Annotated in this window: 12 protein-coding genes and 1 pseudogene; 5 read left to right on the forward strand and 8 right to left on the reverse strand. The window is 70.6% G+C overall.

The features are described from left to right. Positions 1 to 30 precede the first annotated feature (30 nt). Entirely contained in the window at positions 31 to 2,394 is a 2,364-nt protein-coding gene (locus AB0D27_RS05325) for an alpha-L-fucosidase (RefSeq protein ID WP_362502226.1), read from the reverse strand. Between the two features lie 258 nt (positions 2,395 to 2,652). Between AB0D27_RS05325 and AB0D27_RS05330 the strand changes: the two genes are divergently transcribed. Beyond that, positions 2,653 to 3,993 (forward strand): amidase, encoded by a 1,341-nt coding sequence (locus AB0D27_RS05330; protein WP_362502228.1) that lies wholly within the window; start codon positions 2,653 to 2,655, stop codon positions 3,991 to 3,993. 29 nt (positions 3,994 to 4,022) lie between these two features. Here the strand turns inward: AB0D27_RS05330 and AB0D27_RS05335 are convergent. Both AB0D27_RS05335 and AB0D27_RS05340 read right to left on the reverse strand, forming a co-directional pair. Beyond that, positions 4,023 to 4,164: pseudogene (locus AB0D27_RS05335) on the reverse strand (GNAT family N-acetyltransferase); the annotation flags it as partial. A gap of 82 nt (positions 4,165 to 4,246) precedes the next feature. Then, entirely contained in the window at positions 4,247 to 4,423 is a 177-nt protein-coding gene (locus AB0D27_RS05340; protein WP_362502230.1) for a hypothetical protein, read from the reverse strand. 422 nt (positions 4,424 to 4,845) lie between these two features. Between AB0D27_RS05340 and AB0D27_RS05345 the strand changes: the two genes are divergently transcribed. From AB0D27_RS05345 to AB0D27_RS05360, 4 genes are all read left to right on the forward strand, one after another. Then, on the forward strand, positions 4,846 to 6,003 hold the full coding sequence (locus tag AB0D27_RS05345; protein WP_362502233.1) for a permease: 1,158 nt from the start codon (positions 4,846 to 4,848) through the stop codon (positions 6,001 to 6,003). A gap of 105 nt (positions 6,004 to 6,108) precedes the next feature. Then, complete coding sequence (locus tag AB0D27_RS05350) at positions 6,109 to 6,669, forward strand: HD domain-containing protein (RefSeq protein WP_362502236.1); 561 nt, start codon at positions 6,109 to 6,111, stop codon at positions 6,667 to 6,669. 25 nt (positions 6,670 to 6,694) lie between these two features. After that, positions 6,695 to 7,501 carry an SDR family oxidoreductase gene (locus tag AB0D27_RS05355; RefSeq protein WP_362502239.1) on the forward strand — a complete coding sequence of 269 codons (807 nt, stop codon included), beginning with the start codon at positions 6,695 to 6,697 and terminating at the stop codon, positions 7,499 to 7,501. A 78-nt stretch (positions 7,502 to 7,579) separates the two neighbouring features. After that, positions 7,580 to 9,193 (forward strand): serine hydrolase, encoded by a 1,614-nt coding sequence (locus AB0D27_RS05360; RefSeq protein ID WP_362502242.1) that lies wholly within the window; start codon positions 7,580 to 7,582, stop codon positions 9,191 to 9,193. Between the two features lie 13 nt (positions 9,194 to 9,206). Here AB0D27_RS05360 and AB0D27_RS05365 read toward each other — a convergent pair whose 3' ends face one another. The 5 genes from AB0D27_RS05365 to glgC form a co-directional block, all read right to left on the reverse strand. After that, the gene (locus tag AB0D27_RS05365; RefSeq protein WP_362502245.1) at positions 9,207 to 10,703 is read right to left on the reverse strand and encodes an SDR family NAD(P)-dependent oxidoreductase; all 1,497 of its coding nucleotides are present in this window, start codon (positions 10,701 to 10,703) and stop codon (positions 9,207 to 9,209) included. A gap of 102 nt (positions 10,704 to 10,805) precedes the next feature. Further along, a complete protein-coding gene (locus AB0D27_RS05370; RefSeq protein WP_362502248.1) occupies positions 10,806 to 12,134 on the reverse strand; it encodes a wax ester/triacylglycerol synthase family O-acyltransferase in 1,329 nt (442 codons plus the stop codon). A gap of 155 nt (positions 12,135 to 12,289) precedes the next feature. After that, positions 12,290 to 14,629, reverse strand: coding sequence for a GH92 family glycosyl hydrolase (locus tag AB0D27_RS05375; protein ID WP_362502251.1), 2,340 nt, complete (start codon positions 14,627 to 14,629; stop codon positions 12,290 to 12,292). A gap of 56 nt (positions 14,630 to 14,685) precedes the next feature. Then, a complete protein-coding gene (locus AB0D27_RS05380; RefSeq protein ID WP_362502254.1) occupies positions 14,686 to 17,286 on the reverse strand; it encodes a PA14 domain-containing protein in 2,601 nt (866 codons plus the stop codon). 170 nt (positions 17,287 to 17,456) lie between these two features. Continuing rightward, entirely contained in the window at positions 17,457 to 18,677 is a 1,221-nt protein-coding gene (gene glgC / locus AB0D27_RS05385) for a glucose-1-phosphate adenylyltransferase (protein WP_362502257.1), read from the reverse strand. Between the last annotated feature and the right edge of the window lie 57 nt (positions 18,678 to 18,734).

The raw sequence follows: 18,734 nt of genomic DNA on the forward strand, positions 1-18,734 counted from the left end.
GGGTGTCAACTGCCCCGCACGCGTGGGGAGTCAGCCGTGCCACTCCACCTTGAACACCCACACGTACCGGCCGGCCCTGCGCGCCGCCTCCGGTACGTCGATCACCAGCGAACCGTTGCTCACCGTCCAGGTCAGCGGCCGGTCGTGGCCGAGCATCGTGACCTTGTCGCCGGCGCGGACGGGTACCGGCGCCTCGACGGTCAGCTTGCTGCCGGGCGCGGTCAGCGAGTGGATGTAGAAGGCCGTGTTCTGCCGGACCGTGAACCGCAGGTCCTCGCCGAGCTGCGCCATGCGCGACCAGTACGTGGTGTCGTAGATCGCCTCGCCATTGGTCTTCAGCCAGCGGCCGGTCTCGCGCAGCCGGGTCTGCATGATCTCCGGGATGGTGCCGTCGGCGCGCGGGCCGATGTCGAGCAGGAAGTTGCCGTTCTTCGACACGATGTCGACCAGACTGCGCACGACCTCTTCGGCGGTCATGTACGCGGCGTCGGGCGTCGCCTGGTTGTAGCCGTAGCTGAACGGGTCGAGCCCCCGGCTGGACTCCCAGGTGGCGACGACAGTGTTCTCGTACGTCGTGTACTCGGGCGTCGTGAAGTCGTGGAAGCCGATGCCCGAGCGGTCGTTGACGGCCACCTCATACGGCTTCGCGCGGTTCTTGCCGTGGTTGAAGTACTCCGCCAGTACCTGAACGCTGTCGTTCGCCCCGCCGATGTCGCACCACAGGACGGACGGGTCGTAACCGTGGATCAACTCCAGCATCTGCGCGGCCTGATAGTCCTTCACATAGTCCTTGCCCGCGGTGTATCCGGTGTAAGGGAGCGGCTCCAGGGTGTATGGATTGCGCGGCGCGTGCCCCATCCACGGGTTGTCGGGGTTGAACCACTCGGGCATGGAGAAGTACAGGCCGCGGTGCAGTTCCGGCGTGAACCGCTTCGAGGCGTCGAAGAGTTCGCGGATCAGGTCGCGCTTCGGGCCCATCTTGACGGAGTTGCGGTCGGCGACCTTGGTGTCCCAGAGGGCGAATCCCTCATGGTGTTTCGAGGTCAGGACGTGGTACTGGGCTCCCGCGTCGCGGAACAGCTCCACCCACGCCCGGGGGTCGAATCTCTCCGCCGTGAACATCGGGATGAAGTCGTCGTACGCGAAGTTCTCGCCGTACTTCTCGCGGTGGTAGGCGTACACGGCGTTCTGGGGGTCCTGCAGGTGGTTCCAGTACCACTCCGCGTACTGCTTGCCGACCGGCGACCAGGCGGGCACGGAGTAGACGCCCCAGTGGATGAAGATGCCGAACTTGGCGCGGTGGAACCAGTACGGGGCCTGATGGCCGGAGAGGGATTCCTCGGTGGGCCGGTAGTCGGGCACGCCGAGCGTCAACGCGCGCTCCGCTGAGGCGGCTTGCTCACCGCGTCCGCTGACCGTCACCTTGCCGTCCCGTGCGGTTCCGGCGGCTGTGCCCGCGCGGTTGCGGATGCCGACGCGGACGCGTGCCTGCTCGCCCGGGTCGAGACGGGTCACGCGCGCGGGCTCGACGGTGCGGGCGCCCGGCACGTCGACGCCTACCGTCACGCCGTCACCGGCGAGGACGGCGACCGTGCCCGCGTTGACGACGGTGGCCTCCACGCTCTGGGCGCCGCTCGACTCCAGGAGGGAGAAGGTGGAGTGCGCGTCGCGCAGGGCCAACGCCCGCCCCCGTGCGGCCGGTTGGAGGGACAGGGCGAAGACGTGCAGGGAGGTCTTGTTCGCCTCGGCGGGGTCGGTGGTCGGCAGGGTGAGGGCTACCGCCTCGCGCTGCGGGTCGATCCAGACCTCCGCCGTACCGATGCCGACACGGTGCTCGTCCTTGCCGCCGTCCGGCCGGTAGCGGTACCCGGCCGACAGCGAGCCGCCCGCCGCGTACCAGTCGGAGCCGCCGAGCCCGGCCGTCGTCGTCGAACCGTCGGCATAGTGCACCGTGGCCTTGCCCGACGCGTTGCCGTAACTGCCCGCCGCGAGGAACAGGGCGGACAGATAACGGCCCTTGGGCAGGTCGATGCGCTGGCCGAGGGCGACCACGTTGTTCTTCGCGCCCGCGGCGGACGAGGGGAAGAGGAAGGAAGTTCCGTCGACCTCCACGCGTCCCGCGGGGAGGTCTTCGCCCGGGAACGTGTAGCCCGAGCCGTCGAAGTCCCCGCCGCGCGCCGCGGCGGTGTCGATGCCGTCGTTGTTGGTGTACGCGTCGAGCGGCACGGGGACCGGGTCGGGGACGGGCACCCACTGGCTCACGGCGCCGGCCCCGGCTGTGTCCGTGGCGGCGGTCCGGGCCTCGGCTTCGGCCGTGGCGGCCAGGGGAAGAGTGGCCCCGATGGCGGCTCCGGCCGCGGCTCCCAGTACCTGACGTCTTGGATACGTGCTCATGAGCGGCTCCCATTCATCGGATGTCTGATGATTGAGCGGCGCCCAAGGGCTGTCAATGGGGCGTGCAGTGACGGTAATTGAGAAAGTGGTCGGATGATCTCCCACTCCCTCTCGACGCGGCACCCCGCCCCCGTGCAGAGTGCTCCCCGGACTACTCACGAGTACGACAGCGAGCACGACCGAGTACGCCAGCCAGCACGTCCGAGTACGACACCCCAGCCACGACCGAGTACCACCGAGTACGCCGAAGGAGAGCCCGTGACCACCTGGGTCGGCCGGACCGCCACCGAGATCGCCGCAGCCGTGCGCGAGAAGCGGGTCACCCCCCGCGAGGTGGTGGCCGAACACCTCGCGCGGATCGAGCGGCTCGACGGCCGCGTCGGCGCCTTCCGCGTCCTCCGGGCCGAGGCGGCCCTCGCGGAGGCCGACGAGCTGGTCACCAGGGATCTCGGCGAACTCCCCCTCGCCGGCGTACCGGTGGCGGTCAAGGACAACCTGTCGGTGCGCGGCGAGTCGCATCGCAACGGCTCCGCCGCGACCTCCGACGCGCCCGCCGAACACGACCACATCACGGTGGCCCGGCTGCGCGCGGCGGGCGCCGTCGTCGTGGGTCTGACGAACGTGCCCGAGCTCTGTGTCTTCGGCACCACGGACGGTGTGCACGGCACCGCCCGCAATCCCTGGGACACCTCCCGCACGGCGGGCGGCTCGTCGGGCGGCAGCGCGGCCGCGGTCGCCGCCGGGATGGTGCCGATCGCGCTCGGCAACGACGGCATGGGCTCACTGCGCATACCGGCCGCCAACTGCGGTCTCGTCACCCTGAAGCCGGGCCACGGCGTGGTCCCGGCAGGCATCGGTCACGGCGACTGGTTCGGCATGTCGGAGAACGGTCCGCTCGCGACCACGGTCGAGGACGCCCGGCTGATGTTCTCCGTCCTCGCCGGCATCGAGGTGCCACGTCCCACCGAGCCGGTCACTCGAAAGATCGCCGTCTCCGTGCGAAGCCCGCTGGCCGGTATACGCGTCACCCGTCCGTATACGATCGCGGCCCGCGAGGCGGCCGAGCTGCTGGCCGGGGCCGGCCACCGGGTGCGGCCCGCGGACCCGCCGTATCCGCTCTGGCTGAGCACGACCTCGCTCGCGCACTGGACGGCGGGCACCGCGGTGGACGCGGCGGACCTCGACCCGCGCCGGCTCGCCCCGCGCACCCGCGTCCACGCCGCCGTGGGGCGCCGCTTCGTGGCCGGTGTCCGCACGGGCGAGCGCCGCGAGCGGCTACGGGGCCTCCTGGAGCCCTTCTTCGCCGAGCACGACGTGCTGCTCACCCCGGCGCTCGCCCGACGCGGTCCCGCCGCCGTGGACTGGCACAAGCGGGGCTGGCTGCGCAATGTGCTGGCCAACACTCATTACTCGCCGCTGACTCCGCCGTGGAACCTGACCGGCTGGCCCGCGATGTCGGTGCCCTTCGGGACGCTGCCGAGCGGCGCACCCTGTGCCGTACAGCTCGTGGGCCGTCCCGGCTCCGAGCCGGCTCTCCTCGACCTGGCGGGACAGCTGGAGGAGCTGCACCCGTGGCGGCGTACGGCACCGCTCGACTAGCGCCTGTCCGGCGGATCAGGCCGTAGACGCGGGCCCATCCACAGACAGCGGGCGGCCTTCTCAGATGCGCCCGGGTCCGTCCCAGCCGTAGTTCTCGCGGGCGGCGACGATCCGGTGCCGGAAAAGCCAGAACCGCGGCCGGTCGTCGGCCGCGGCTTCCCTGATCGGCATGGGCGTGAGTCTGGCACGCCCATGCCGTCAGTGATCGCGATGGGTCCTGCCGGGGGTCGATCGCGATGAGTCCTGCCGAGGATCAGTCGACGCTGGGCAGGATGTGCGGCTCGGCGAGGTCGTCCTCGTAGCCCGCCAGGCGGATCGGGGCGGACCTGGCCCACACCTCCAGGCTGCCGAGCTTCTTCTCGGGCCGGCAGCCCGCGCGCTCCGTGCGTTCCTTGGGGCGCTGATCGCGATTCGTCTTCTCCGGTGTCACCGCGCACTCCTTATGTGTCGGGTCACCCGCGGGGACGTGCAGGACCAGTCTGCTTCCGGTCGCCTGACGCCCGCTCGGGTCTGAGTCGAGGCAGTTAGGGACGCGGTGGCGCCGGTAACTCGTAAGAGAGCAGGCCGTGGTGACCGGCTTGTCCCGGGACGGACCGTGGGTGTGGGTGGAACCCAGAAAGGCTGTCCGTCCGCTACAGGGTAACCAAATGAGCGGCCGCCCGCTCGATGGGGCCGAAAACATGAGGTTACTGTCCCAAGACGGACGGCGCCCATCAGGCCCCGATCTGCGGCGATTTGAAACACGATGCCCTCTTCGCCGCCACCCATTCGGCTCAATACCGACCATGGGTGAGGCCATCGACGGCGGGCAGGGGTATGGCCGATGTCACCGACCGAGAGAGCCGAGGAGCTATGCACGCGATCCTGCACGCGCTGTCCCTCACGGGGTCGATGGCCTGGGAGATCACCTGGGCACTGATCCTCGGCTTCGCCCTGTCCGCCGTGGTCCAGACGTTGGTGCGCCGGGCGACGATCGTCCGGCTGCTCGGTGACGACCGGCCGCGGACGCTCGCGCTCGCCACCGGGCTGGGGGCGGCGTCCTCGTCCTGCTCCTACGCGGCCGTCGCGCTCGCGCGCTCGCTGTTCCGCAAAGGCGCCAACTTCACGGCGGCCATGGCCTTCGAGATCGCCTCGACCAATCTGGTGGCCGAACTCGGAGTGATCCTCGCGCTGTTGATGGGCTGGCAGTTCACCCTCGCCGAATTCGTCGGCGGACCGGTGATGATCGTGCTGCTGGCCGTGCTCTTCCGGCTCTTCCTGCGCGAGCGGCTGCTGCGGCAGGCACGCGGGCAGGCGGAGCGCGGGATCGCCGGGTCCATGGAGGGACATGCCGCGATGGACACGTCGCTCCAGGGCGAGGGTTCGTTCGTACGGCGGCTGCTGTCGCGCGACGGTTTCACCGCGGTCGCGCACGTCTTCGTCATGGAGTGGGCGGCGATCCTGCGCGACCTGGTGATCGGACTGCTGATCGCCGGCGCGATCGCGGCGTGGGTGCCCGACGCGTTCTGGCGCTCCTTCTTCCTGGACGGCCATCCGCTCGCCGCGAAGCTGATCGGCCCGCTCGTCGGACCGCTGGTGGCGATCGCCTCGTTCGTCTGCTCCATCGGGAACGTGCCGCTCGCGGTCGTCCTCTGGAAGGGCGGCATCAGCTTCGGCGGCGTGGTCGCCTTCCTCTTTGCCGACCTGCTGATCCTGCCGATCCTCAACATCTACCGGAAGTACTACGGCCCGCGGATGGCCGGCTTCCTGCTGCTCACCTTCTATGCGGCCATGGTGCTCGCCGGATACGCCGTGGAGTTCTCCTTCGGCGGCCTCGGGCTCGTCCCCGACCAGGCCGACGCGACGATCCCCATGGAAGGCGTCTCCTGGAACTACACGACCTGGCTGAACATCGCCTTCCTGCTGCTCGCGGCGGCCCTGGTGTGGCGTTTCCTGCGGACGGGCGGACCGGCCATGCTGCGGATGATGGGCGGGGCGCCCGAGACGGGCACGCAGCACACCCCTCACTGAACACGGCACGCAGTTCAGGTCCCGTTGGCCGATTCGCAAGGCGGCCATGATCTGCTGGCGCAGGCAACGGCTTTGTCTCGCGGGAGGACTCGGGAGGACTGACGCATGGAGCTGCGCAGCGTCGAGGAGCTGATGGACGTGCTGCACGCCTGCCGGGGCGCCTGGGACGCCCCGGATCGCAGTGGCGATCCGGTCGATCTGCACGATCACGCGCTGCAGACCGCCGCCCTGCTGCGCCGCAGCCATCCCAGCGACAAGGAGCTCCAGGTGGCGGGCCTGGTGCATGACATCGGACATCTGCTGCGGCCAGGTGACGACGCCGGCCACGCCGACCACGCCGCCGACGCGGTACGGCCCCTGCTCGGCGACCGGGTCTCCCGCCTCGTACGGCTCCATGTGGCGGCCAAGCGCTATCTGGCCACCACGCCGCCGGGCCGCGGGCTGTCCTCGCGGAGCGCGCTGACGCTGACCGTGCAGGGCGGCGCGATGGCACCGTGGGAGGCCGCCGCGTTCGAGCGCGATCCCCTGGCGGACGACGCGGTGACACTGCGGCAGGCCGACGACGCGGGCAAGGTCGTGGGGCTGGACGCCGGGGTCATGGAGGACTGGCGCACGGTGCTGGAGCTGGTGGCGGCGCGGTACTCACGCCTCGGGGCTGTTGACTGACGGTCCGTCATGAGACCGTACGCGGATGACGTCGCCGTACGGGCTCGAGGGACGGGCCGCCATCGTCACCGGGGCCTCGCGCGGGATCGGCCTCGCCGTCGCGGAGGCGCTGGCCGGGGCAGGGGCCCGGGTGTGCGTGAGCGCTCGGGATCCGGACGGGGTGGCCGGGGCCGCCGAGCGGGTCGGCGGCATCGGGCTCGCGGGTTCGGTCGCCGACCCCGCGCACCTGGGCGAACTCACCGAACTGACCCTGCGGGAGTTCGGACGCGTCGACGTCGTGGTGAACAACGCGGCGACCAACCAGCCGTACGGCCCCCTCATGGACGCCGACCCGGAGCGCTGGCGCGAGGCGTTCACGGTGAATGTCGAGGCGCCGCTGCGGCTGGTGCCGTACGCCTGGCGGGCGTGGATGCGCGAGCACGGCGGGGCGGTGGTGAACATCTGTACCGAGGGTGCCGGGCATGTCGGACCGCGCGTGGGCGCGTACGGCACCAGCAAGGCGGCTCTGCTGCACCTGACCCAGCAGCTCGCGGGCGAACTGGCCCCCACGGTACGGGTCAACTCGGTCTCCCCCGGCCTCGTCCGCACCGAGATGGCCCGCTTCGTGTGGGAGCGGGCCGAGGACGAGCTGGGCGCCGGGCTCCCGCTGGGCCGCATCGGGCGGCCCGAGGACATCGCCCGTGCGGTGCTGTGGCTGGCCTCGGACGCGGCCGAGTGGGTCACCGGTGCTGATCTGCTCGTAGACGGCGGTACGCGGGTCGGGGCCGCGTACACCGTGTCGCCCGGCCACGCCGTCCACGAGCGCCTGCGGACACGCACGCCCGACGTCTAGAGGCCCTTCCGACTCGACGTCTAGAGACCCTTCCGACTCGGCAGGACAAAGCCCGCGACCGCGCGTTCAATGGTCGTCATGGGTGTCAGGCGACGGGCGGGACACCGCGGCAGGGCAGCGCTGACGACAGCAGCGGTGGCCTCCCTTCTCTCGGCGGGCTACGCCGCTTGCGGATCCGCCTGGGCCGCGGCTCCGCCACCCCAGCCACCACCGCAGCTCACCCAGACCAAGGTGGATGACGCCGTCGGCAAGCTCGACGGCATCGTCCGGAGCGGCATGAGGAAGACCGGGGTGCCGGGCGTCGCGGTGGTCGTGGTCCACAAGGACCGCGTCGTCTACCTCAAGGGCTTCGGCGAACGGCGGACCGGGCAGTCGGGGGCCGTCGACCCGGACACGGTCTTCGAGCTGGCGTCCCTGTCCAAGCCGCTGGCCTCGACCGTGGTCGCGGGCGTCGTCGGCAGCAGGACCATCGCCTGGGAAGACCCCGTGGCGGGGCGTCTGCCGGGCTTCGCGCTGCGGGACCCCTGGGTCACCGAGCACGCGTCGTACGCCGATCTCTTCGCCCACCGCAGCGGTCTGCCCGACCACGCCGGTGACCTCCTGGAGGACCTCGGCTATGACCGGACGTACATCCTGGACCATCTGCGCTACGAACCGCTGACCCCGTTCCGCGCGAGCTACGCGTATACGAACTACGGGGTCACCGCCGCGGGCCAGGCCGCCGCGAACGCCAAGGACACCACCTGGGAGAAGCTGGCCGAGGACACGCTCTACGGTCCCGCCGGCATGAACTCCACCAGCTCCCGCTTCGCCGACTACGACAAGGCCGCGGACAAGGCGGTCAATCATGTGAAGGCCGCGGACGGCAGCTGGCAGGCGAAGTACGTCCGTGACGCCGACACCCAGTCACCGGCGGGCGGCGCCAGCTCCACGGCCCGCGACATGGGCACCTGGCTGCGCCTGCAGCTCGCGAACGGCAAGCTCGACGGCAAGCAGATCGTCCCCGCCGCCCCGCTGGAGCGCACCCACCTGCCCGAGATCGTTGCCCAGCCCCCACGCGCCCCGGCGGGCCGCGCCGGCTTCTACGGCCTCGGCTGGAACGTCGGCTACGACGACCAGGGCCGGCTGCGGCTGAGCCACTCCGGCGCCTTCGAACTCGGCGCGAACACGAACGTGACGATGCTTCCCGGCGAACAACTCGGCATCGCCGTCCTCACCAACGGGGCACCGGTGGGGCTCGCCGACTCGGTCGCGCTCGACTTCTTCGACACCGCCCAGTACGGCAAGCCCACGACCGACTGGCTCGGCCTGGTCGACCAGGTGTACCAGCAGCAGGAGCGGGCGGGCCGCTCCGCCACCGACTACGCCAAGCCCCCGGCGAACGCCGCCGCCGCCCGGTCCGACGACACGTACACGGGCACGTACAACAGCGACTTCTACGGTCCGCTGACCGTCACGGCCGACCATGGCGCACTCACCATGAGCGCGGGGCCGAAGCACATGGCGTTCCGGCTGACGCACTACGACGGCGACACGTTCAGCTTCCGGACGGTCGGCGAGAACGCGACCGGGCCGTCGGGGGTGACGTTCAAGGTCGGATCGGGTACCGAGGGCTCAGGCGGGACGAAGGCGTCGAAGGTGACCGTCGAGGCCTGGGACCACGACGGCCTGGGCACCTTCACCCGTCGCTGAACGGCTCAGCCGCCTACCACTTGCCGGGCGCGTAGTCCTTGAGGAAGACGCCGTACAGGTCCTCGCCCTGCTCGCCGCGGACGATCGGGTCGTAGACCCGGGCCGCGCCGTCGATGAGGTCGAGCGGGGCGTGGAAGCCGGCGTCGGCCAGGCGCATCTTGTCGGGGTGCGGGCGCTCGTCGGTGATCCAGCCGGTGTCCACGGCGGTCATCAGGATGCGGTCCTTCTCGAACATCTCCTGGGCGCTGGTGCGCGTGAGCATGTTCAGGGCGGCCTTGGCCATGTTGGTGTGCGGGTGGCCCGCGCCCTTGTAGCCGCGGTTGAAGACGCCCTCCATCGCGGAGACGTTCACGATGTACGTCCGGTCGGCCCCGGCGGCGGACATCGCGGCGCGCAGGCGGCTGATCAGGATGAACGGCGCGGTCGAGTTGCAGAGCTGGACCTCCAGCAGCTCGACCGGCGTGACCTCCTCGACGGCCTGGATCCAGCTGTTGGTGTCGTGCAGGTCGGGCACGAGGCCGCCCGCGTCGATGGCCGTACCGGCCGCGATCCGCTCGAGGGAGGCCGAACCGGACACCAGCGCGAGGTCGGTGACGTCCTGGGCGGTCAGTGCGCCGCCCCCGGCGACCGGGAGCGCGGCGACGGCGCCGGAGCCAAAGGTCCCGATCACCTCGGCGGGCGGCAGCTCACCGGCGGGCAGCGGGCCCGACTCGGCGGCGAGCAGCTCGCTGTAGGCCCCCGGGGAGCGGCGTACGGTCTGGGCCGCGTTGTTGATCAGGATGTCGAGCGGGCCCTCGGCGGCGACCGAGTCGGCGAGCGCGACGACCTGCGCGGGGTCACGCAGGTCGATGCCGACGATCTTCAGTCGGCCGATCCACTCGTCACTGTCGGGCATGGCCTTGAAGCGGCGGATCGCGTCGTTCGGGAAGCGCGTGGTGATCGTGGTGTGCGCGCCGTCGCGCAGCAGCCGCAGCGCGATGTACATGCCGATCTTGGCGCGGCCACCGGTGAGCAGCGCCCGCTTGCCGGTGAGGTCGACGCGGGCGTCACGGCGGGCGCGGTTCTCGGCGGCGCAGCTCTGGCAGAGCTGGTGGTAGAAGTAGTCGACCTCGACGTACCGCGACTTGCAGATGTAGCAGGAGCGCGGGCGCCGGAGTATCCCCGCGATCTCGCCGGCGTCGGTCACGGACGAGGGCAGGATGCCCTCGGTCTCGTCGTCGATGCGCTGGGCGGAGCCGGTCGCGGTGGCCTCGGTGACCGCCTTGTCGTGAGCGGTCTTCGCCGCCCGGCGCTCCTGGCGACGGCGCTGCTTGACCATGCGGTAGACGCCGGCCGTGGCGCGGCGCACCGCGATGGCGTCGGGGTGGTCGACGTCGATCTTGTCGAGTTCGTCGAGCACGGCGAGGCAGACGGCCAGCCGTTCCGGGTCGATGCCGGGACCGAATGAGGCCTCCGCGACCTCTGCCGTGTCCACGGCGGGGGTCGCCTGGCTGTCCGCTGTCACCGTCATCGCCGTTGCCGTTCCTCGGGTTGTGCGCCGCGTTCGAACCGCGCTCGCTGTCGAAGGCGGAATTTTACGGACCAATGGTGCGCGGCACCAAACCCGAGGTGATCACGGCGCGCAGGCGGCGTTCAGCGCCTCCACCTCCTCGGACAGCGCGCGGGCCAGCAGATCGAGGTCCGGCACGGCCTCCGCGTCGGCGACGAGCCCGTAGTGGACGCGTCCGCGGTACGTCGAGACGGCCACCGCCAGCGCCTGGCCGCGGGCCAGCGGGGCGAACGGATAGATCTCGGCGAGCGGGCAGCCGCCGAGCTTCAGGCCGAGGCTGGGCAGCGGCACGCTGGTGACGAGGATGTCGAACAGCAGCCGGGCCGCCTGACCGACGACGGGGCCCCCGAGCCGGTGCCCGAGCGGGGGCACATGGTCGGCGAGCAGGGCGACGGCGCCCGCTCCGCGGTTGGGGCCCGCGTCCTTGTTGCGGTCCATGGCCGTGCGCACCGTCCGCAGCCGGCCGAGCGGGTCCGGGTCGTCGACCGGGAGGTGTATCAGGTAGCCGGAGAGCCGGTTGCCCTGTGGGTGCGCGGTGCGCGGGCGGCGCCTGGAGACGGGGATCAGGGCGCGCGGGGCGACCCCGTCGCTGCCGTCGCCGCGTTCGTCGAGCCAGCGGCGCAGGGCTCCCGCGACGACGGCGATCAGGACGTCGTTGACGGTGCCGCCGACGGTCTTGCGGACGCGGTGCACGTCGTCGAGGTCGAGGACCACGCCGGCGGTGCGCCGGGTGCCGGTGGGCTCGGAGGTCAGGGCGGGCGAGGAGCGCACGCCCAGGGTGGCGCGGGCCACGGAGGCGCCGATGTCGAGGGCGCGGCCCACGTCGGAGAGAGTGCCGCGGACCAGGTCCGGGAGCTTGCGGAGGTCCGGGAAGAGCCCTCGGGGCGGCTCCGCGGGGCGTGGGCGGGGCTCCGGCATGTCCATCGGGTCCATGAGGGCGGCGGCGAGCATCAGCGCCCTGAGCCCGTCGGCGAGCGCGTGGTGGAACTTGAAGAGCACGGCGAAGGAGACGCCGTCCTCGCCGGGCAGCACATGCGCCTCCCAGGGCGGCCGGCCGCGCTCCAGCGGGCGTTCCATGAGGCGGCCCGCGACCGCGTGGAAGTCGGCGGCCGGCGCGTGCAGCCGGACGTGGTCGAGGGGCTCGAAGTCGGGCGCCGGTTGGCGGGCCGCGCTCCCGAAGGCGAAGGGGGCGAGCGGCTGCCACACGTCACGGATGCGCATGCGCAGCCCGGGGACCGCCGCCGAGCGGGCCGCGAGGAGGTCGGCGGCGTGCGCGCCCGCGGTGGGCGAGTGGGCGGTGAAGACGCCGAGAGCGCCCAGGTGCATGGGGTGCTGGGCGGACTCGATGTTCCAGAACGCCAGGTCGAGTGGTGCGAGCAGGTCAGAAGTCAAAAGCTTGCTCTCGCGTCGACGACAGGTGAGCAAGCAGTCAAACCCGGACAAGCGATTACGGTCAAGTACGATCATGCTACGGACAGTTAACAGCAGATTAAGTCCCGCCCCTCGTCAGAGGGGCGGAACTCAACAACCTCAGGGGATGCCCTGCGTCACTTCACGGCGGGTGGCGCCGCCTCGGCCGACGTTCCCCACTCGGACGGCTCGGAGCCGACCGTGAAACCGAGCGAGCGCATGCCCCGCAGCGCGTCGGTCGTCAGATACGTACGGTCGTACGAGGCTCCGTCCACGCGGGCCGACTGGATGTACCGCTCGCCGGCCGAGGTGCCCGGCGCTGTCACCGTCAGGGCGCCTCGTGGGTAGTAGCGCCGGTCGAGCCTCAGATCGACCCGCTCGAAGACGGGCGTCGACAGGCCCCAGGTGTCGTAGCCGGGCTGCACCGGGAAGATCCCGATGGACGACAGGACGTTCCAGGCGGACATCGTGCCGAGGTCGTCGTTGCCGGTCATGCCGGTCGGCGCGTCGGTGAACAAGGTGAGCGCGGCGTGCACCACGTCGGTCGTCTTCCACGGCTGACCGGTCGACAGATAGGTGTACGGGGCGATCAGATCGGGCTCGTTCTGCGGGTTGTACTTGTCCGCGTTGTAGTAGTCGTAGGGGCCGTTGACCCACACCTCGCGGGCGGTCTTCGCCGGGTCCTTCAGCAGCTGCTCGTACGCGAAGAACGAGTCGAGCCGGGCATTGGCGGTCTGCTCGCCTCCGATCAGGTCCACCATGCCGGACAGGTCCTGCGGCACGAGCCACTGGTACTGCCAGGACGTGCCCTCGTGGAACCCCTCGCTCTGCGCCGGGTCCGCCGGCCCGGTGAAGGCGCCGGCGGCGTCCCGGGCGCGGAAGAAGCCGGTCGAACTGTCGTGGATCCTGCGGTAGTTCTGCGCCCGGGCGGCATAGCGCGTGGCATCCGCCTCATGGCCCAGATCCCGGGCCATCGCGCCCAGCATCGCGTCCGACAGGGCGTACTCCAGGGTCGCGGAGGCTCCGTGGTCGTAGTCGGAGTCGCCGAGCTTCGTGTGCGGGCGGCCCTTGATGTAGGGCGCGAATCCGTTCGCGATGTACTCCTGGTTGGCCTCGCGGCCCACCGCCGGCGAGTCGGCCGGCGGCACCCCGTTGGCGTTCTTGCGCAGGGCGCGGTAGGCCCGCTCCGCGTATCCCTCCGGCCCCTTGAGCAGGCCCTGCTGGTAGGCGTTGGTGAGGAACGGGGTGACCGGGTCGCCGGTCATGATGTTCGTCTCGACCGTGCCGTAGCCCCACTTGGGCAGCCAGCCGCTCTCCTCGTCGATCTTGATGACGGAGATCGCCATGTCCCGAGCCTCACGTGGCGCGAGCAGGGCCAGGAGCTGCGACTGGGTGCGGTAGGTGTCCCACAGTGACCAGTTCTGGTAGTAGGTGAAGCCCTGCGCACGGTGGATCCGCTGGTCCCAGCCGGTGTAACGGCCGTCGGCGTCGCTGCCGATGTTCGGCGCGAGGAAGGACCGGTAGAGCGAGGAGTAGAACGTGCGGCGCAGGGTGTCACCGCCGCCCTGGGCGCGTACGTCGTCGAGCCGGTCCTCCCATGCGCGGTGGGCCGCCCCGCGCACGGTGTCGAACGCGCGGCCACCCTCGGCGCGAAGGTTGACGGCCGCGCCCTGGGCGTCCACGTACGACAGGGCCGTGGTCGCCTCGACCGTACGGTCCTCGGTCGTGTCGAAACGGACGAAGGCGCCGGCCCGCCCCGTGCCGGTGGACTCCTTGGAGCCCTCGGTCACCGTGTCGCCGTTCCAGGTGCCCGAGGTCGTGAAGGGCCGGTCGAAGCGGGTGATCGTGTACACGGTGTACGGCTTGGTGGCCTGGCAGAAGCCGCTGCCCGTGATCGCCGTACGCACGGTCCGGTCGTTGAGGATCTCGACCGTGCTGGAGACCGTCCTGTGCAGCGACTGGCCGGTGTTGAGCAGGACGTTGGCCTTGTCCGTGGCCGGGAAGGTGTAGCGCTGTACACCGGTGCGCGCGGTGGCCGTGAGCTCGGCGTCGATGCCGGTGTCCAGGCCGACCTTGTAGTAGCCCGGGCTCGCCTTCTCGCTGTCGTGGCTGAACCCGGCCTGATACTGGGCGTAGTCCGTCCGGGTGACGTCACCCGTGGTCGGCAGCACGGGCAGATCCCCGCCGAGTCCGCAGCCGACGCCCGAGAGATGGACGAGGGAGAAGCCGCGGATGTGGTTGTGGGCGTAGTCGTAGCCCGTGTTGTGTCCGGTGTCCGGCGAGAACTGCACCATGCCGAACGGCACGGCGGCGCCGGGATAGGTGTTGCCCTCGTTCTGTGTTCCGATGAACGGATTGACCAGCTCGGTGAGTTGGCCGTCGCTCGGCTCGGCGGCCTGGGCGGTGGGCAGGGCGAACAGCGCGGACGCTGTGACCAGCCCGGCCGTGCACAGGCGCAGGCGCCGGGTCCATCTCATACGGGAGTCCTCCGGTGGGTCGACATCATTGTCTTTACGCATGATCGGGCCGGGGGTCAGATTCCCGGGCACCCCTCGGGGGTCGCCCGCGACGCGTCGCGGATCAGCGCCTCGTGCGCTGCCCTCAGCCGCCGCGCGTCCGGCTTCAGGACTGCGCGGTCATAGGTCATGAGCCCGTTGAGTTCGCCCTCGACGTCGGAGATCTGGGTGTAGACGGCGCCGTTGCCGCCCCGGCAGGCCAGCGCGCGCACCTCGTCGAGACGGGCCAGATAGTCGTCGGTGTAGGCCGACGGGTCCACGTCCACGTACGACTGCTGCACGGGCCAGGCGTGTCCGGGAACCGCGAGGCCGAGACCGCCGTACTCGCCGCTGACCAGTGCTCGTTCCCCGTCGGGAGCGGGCGGCAGCGCGGGACTCGGATAGCCGTGCTCGTCCATGATGTCGCCGGTGCCGCCGTCCGCCCCCAGGTTGAGGCCTGACATGCCGTTGACCAGCCGCGTCGGGTCCCAGGCCTTGGCCTGGTCGGCGATCCGGGCCTGGTCGTACTGGCCCCAGCCCTCGTTGAACGTCACCCACATGACCACCGACGGACTGCTGATGTGCTCGTCGATCACCTGCTTCATCTCGCGCTCGTACTCGGCGCGCGACGCGGCACTCGGGTTCACCCCGGCGGTCATCGCCGGCATGTCCTGCCAGACCAGCAGGCCAAGCCGGTCCGCCCAGTAGAACCAGCGGTCGGGCTCCACCTTGATGTGCTTGCGTACCGCGTTGAAGCCCAGCTCCTTGTGCGTCCGAAGGTCGTACGCGAGGGCCTCGTCCGTCGGCGCGGTGTACAGACCGTCGGGCCAGAAGCCCTGGTCGAGCGTGGCCATCATGAAGACGGGCTTGCCGTTGAGAACGGTCCGCGGGGTGCCGTCGACCTTCCGCACGGCGATCGAGCGCATCCCGAAGTAGCTGCCGACGCGGTCGGCGCCGACGGTCACCCGGAGGTCGTAGAGGAAGGGGTCGTCCGGGGACCACAGACGGGGACGGGCGATCTTCAGGGTCAGTGGCCGGCCGGTGCGACCGGTCGCGGTCGCGACCTTCCGCTGTCCCTCGTACGCCGTCGCCGTGACCGGCAGTCCGTCCCGGGCGCCCTGGGTCTGCACGGTGAGTTGGCCGTTCGGGACGTCCGGGGTGAGCTTGAGCGCGTCGACGTGGTCCACCGCGACCGGCTCCATCCACACCGTCTGCCAGATGCCGGAGGACGGGGTGTACCAGATGCCGCTCGGGTCCAGGCGCTGCTTGCCGACGGGCGGGTTCTCCCCGCTCGCCGCGTCGGTGGGGTCGTACACGCCGACGATGAGTTCCTGGGTGCGGCCGGGCTTCAGCGCGTCGGTGATGTCGGCACTGAACTTGTCGTATCCGCCCTGGTGTTCGGCGACCTCGGTGCCGTTGACGTACACCTCGGCCCGCCAGTCGACGGCGCCGAAGTTGAGCCGCAACCGCTTGCCCGAGCCGATCCGCCAGTCGGCCGGGACGGTGAAGGTACGGCGGTACCACATGCGGTCCTCGTGCCGTTCGACACCGGACAGCTGGGACTCCACGGGGTACGGGACGAGGATGTGCTCGCCGAGCGTCCTGCCGACCGGGGGCCGCTCCCCCGCGCCGGCCGCCGCGAACTGCCAGCGCCCGTTGAGGTTCTGCCAGGCGTCACGGGTCAGCTGGGGGCGCGGGTACTCCGGGTGGGCGTTGCCGGGCGAGACCTCGTCGGCCCACTTCGTGCGCAGTGCGTACGTCGACCGGTTGGGTCCGCTGCTCCAGAACGCGCCGATCGCGTGCGAACCGTCGCTCAGCCCGCCGCCGCCGTCGTAGCGGAGGTCGGCGATGCCCCGGGCCGTACCGCTCTTGTTGCCGACGACCGGCTCCTTGAGGGCGATGAGCAGGGATCTGGGATCGGCCGGGTCCAGCCTGGCGGATCCCAGCGGCCACGTGGCGCCGCCGATGACGGCCTGAATGTGGTCGGTGAGTGCGGCGGGCGGTGCGGACAGCGGCCGGGCGAAGTCGAGTTGGAGGGTACGGCCGTCCGCGCGGACCGTCGTCTCCAGGGCGCCGTCGTAGTCGTAGCCGTCGGGCAGCCGGAACGCGGAGCGCGGCACGGCGACCTTGCCGCCGCCGGGCTCGGTCCAGCGCAGATGCAGATGGGAGCCGCCGTAGTGCTCGAAGTACTCGAGCTTGATCTCGTAGGCGTGGCCCGCCGTCAGATCGACGGGCTCGGCGGTCTGTTCCCGGTCCCAGTCGTCCACCCAGTGGTCGATCACGAGCCGGCCGTCGATCCAGAGGCGGAAGCCGTTGTCTCCGGTGATCGAGAGGGTGGTGGGTCCGGTCTTCTCCGGCACGATCTTTCCGGTCCAGCGGACGCTGACATCGTTGTCCTGACCGGTCGTGAAGCGCAGTCGGGGTTCCAGGTCGTCGAAGTCGATGTTCTGGTCGAAGCCGGTGGCCTTGAGGTCGTGGAAGTCGAAGGCGCCGGGGGCGGACTGGGTGTAGTACTCGCCCTTCAGGCCGTGGACTTCCGCGGGGTCGTCGGCCACGGCGGCCGGCGCGCTCAGCCCAGTGACGCCGAGGGCGGCGGCGAACAGTAACGCGAGTCGGTCTCTGAGTCGTCGGATGCGCACGGATCCTCCTGGTCGAGGACGGGTGTGGCGGCTCTTGCGCAGCTGTACAACGTTGTCATCAACGGCAGTTGGCATGACAACACGGGGTTCCACTTCGTGTCCAGGGACATGACAAGGGGACATGGCGGCGGCCCCGATGGGCCATGGCTCACCGGGGCCGCCGGACCGCCCTACGAGACGCGCTGCCCCTTCCCCAGCGCGATCACCCCGCCCTTCGACACCGTGTAAAGGTCCGCGTCCCGCTCCGGGTTGACGCCGATCGTCGCGCCCGGCGGCACCTCGACGTTCTTGTCGAGGACCGCGCCGCGCACCACCGCGCCGCGCCCTATGTGAACGTTGTCGTGCAGGATCGAGCCCTGGACGACGGCTCCGGGGTCGACGACGACGCCCGGGGAGAGCACGGACCGCGTGACCTGCCCGCGAATGAGGCAGCCCGCGCTGATGATGGACTCGCTCGCGATGCCACCGGCGTTGAATCTCGCGGGCGAAAGCTGCCCGGAATGGGTGTAGACGGGCCAGCTGCGGTTGTAGAGATTGAAGGCGGGGCGTTCGGCGATCAGGTCCATGTGTGCGTCGTAGTACGCGTCGAGGGTTCCGACATCGCGCCAGTAGCCCTGGTCACGGGTGGTCTCACCGGGGACGTGGTTGTCGCTGAAGTCGTACAGCTGTGCCTCGCCCCGGTCGGTGAGCGCGGGCAGGATCGAACCGCCCATGTCGTGCACCGAGTGCCCGTCCTCGGCGTCCCGCTGGAGCGCCTCGATCAGGGCCTTGGTGGTGAAGAGGTAGTTGCCCATCGAGGCGAAGACGCACTCCGGGTCGTCCGCGAGGCCGGGCGGATCGGCCGGCTTCTCCAGGAAGCCCTGCACGGTCTGCCCGTCGGAGCCCGGGCTGATGATCCCGAAGGACGAGGAATCGGCGCGCGGCACCCGTATCCCGGCCACCGTCACACCCGCGCCGCCCTCGATGTGCTGGGCGAGCATCTGCCGGGGGTCCATGCGGTAGACGTGGTCGGCGCCGAACACCGCCACGTATTCGGGCTGTTCGTCGTGGATCAGGTTGAGCGACTGCAAGATCGCGTCCGCGCTGCCCAGATACCAGCGGGGGCCGAGCCGCTGCTGGGCCGGAACCGGCGTCACATAGTTGCCGAGCAGGCTCGACATCCGCCAGGTCGTGGTGACGTGCCGGTCCAGCGAGTGCGACTTGTACTGCGTCAGGACGCAGATGCGCAGGATGTCGGCGTTGACGAGATTGGAGAGTACGAAGTCCACGAGGCGGTACGTTCCGCCGAAGGTCACGGCTGGTTTCGCGCGGTCCGCCGTGAGCGGCATCAGCCGCTTGCCCTCACCGCCCGCGAGTACGATTCCCAGCACCGAAGGTCCACCGCGCCGCATGCCGCCGCCCCTCTACGCCCGGTCGGGCCGCGCCCGGTCGTCGGACCGGCCCGGTTG

The organism is Streptomyces sp. NPDC048415 (assembly GCF_040651675.1).
In the GTDB taxonomy this organism is placed as follows: domain Bacteria; phylum Actinomycetota; class Actinomycetes; order Streptomycetales; family Streptomycetaceae; genus Streptomyces.

Excerpts from the sequence above, each read along its gene's own strand:
- AB0D27_RS05325 (WP_362502226.1), bottom strand. The coding sequence starts at position 2,394 with ATGAGCACGTATCCAAGACGTCAGGTACTGGGAGCCGCGGCCGGAGCC.
- AB0D27_RS05345 (WP_362502233.1), top strand. The coding sequence starts at position 4,846 with ATGCACGCGATCCTGCACGCGCTGTCCCTCACGGGGTCGATGGCCTGG.
- AB0D27_RS05350 (WP_362502236.1), top strand. The coding sequence starts at position 6,109 with ATGGAGCTGCGCAGCGTCGAGGAGCTGATGGACGTGCTGCACGCCTGC.
- AB0D27_RS05355 (WP_362502239.1), top strand. The coding sequence starts at position 6,695 with ATGACGTCGCCGTACGGGCTCGAGGGACGGGCCGCCATCGTCACCGGG.
- AB0D27_RS05360 (WP_362502242.1), top strand. The coding sequence starts at position 7,580 with ATGGGTGTCAGGCGACGGGCGGGACACCGCGGCAGGGCAGCGCTGACG.
- AB0D27_RS05365 (WP_362502245.1), bottom strand. The coding sequence starts at position 10,703 with ATGACGGTGACAGCGGACAGCCAGGCGACCCCCGCCGTGGACACGGCA.
- AB0D27_RS05375 (WP_362502251.1), bottom strand. The coding sequence starts at position 14,629 with ATGAGATGGACCCGGCGCCTGCGCCTGTGCACGGCCGGGCTGGTCACA.
- glgC (WP_362502257.1), bottom strand. The coding sequence starts at position 18,677 with ATGCGGCGCGGTGGACCTTCGGTGCTGGGAATCGTACTCGCGGGCGGT.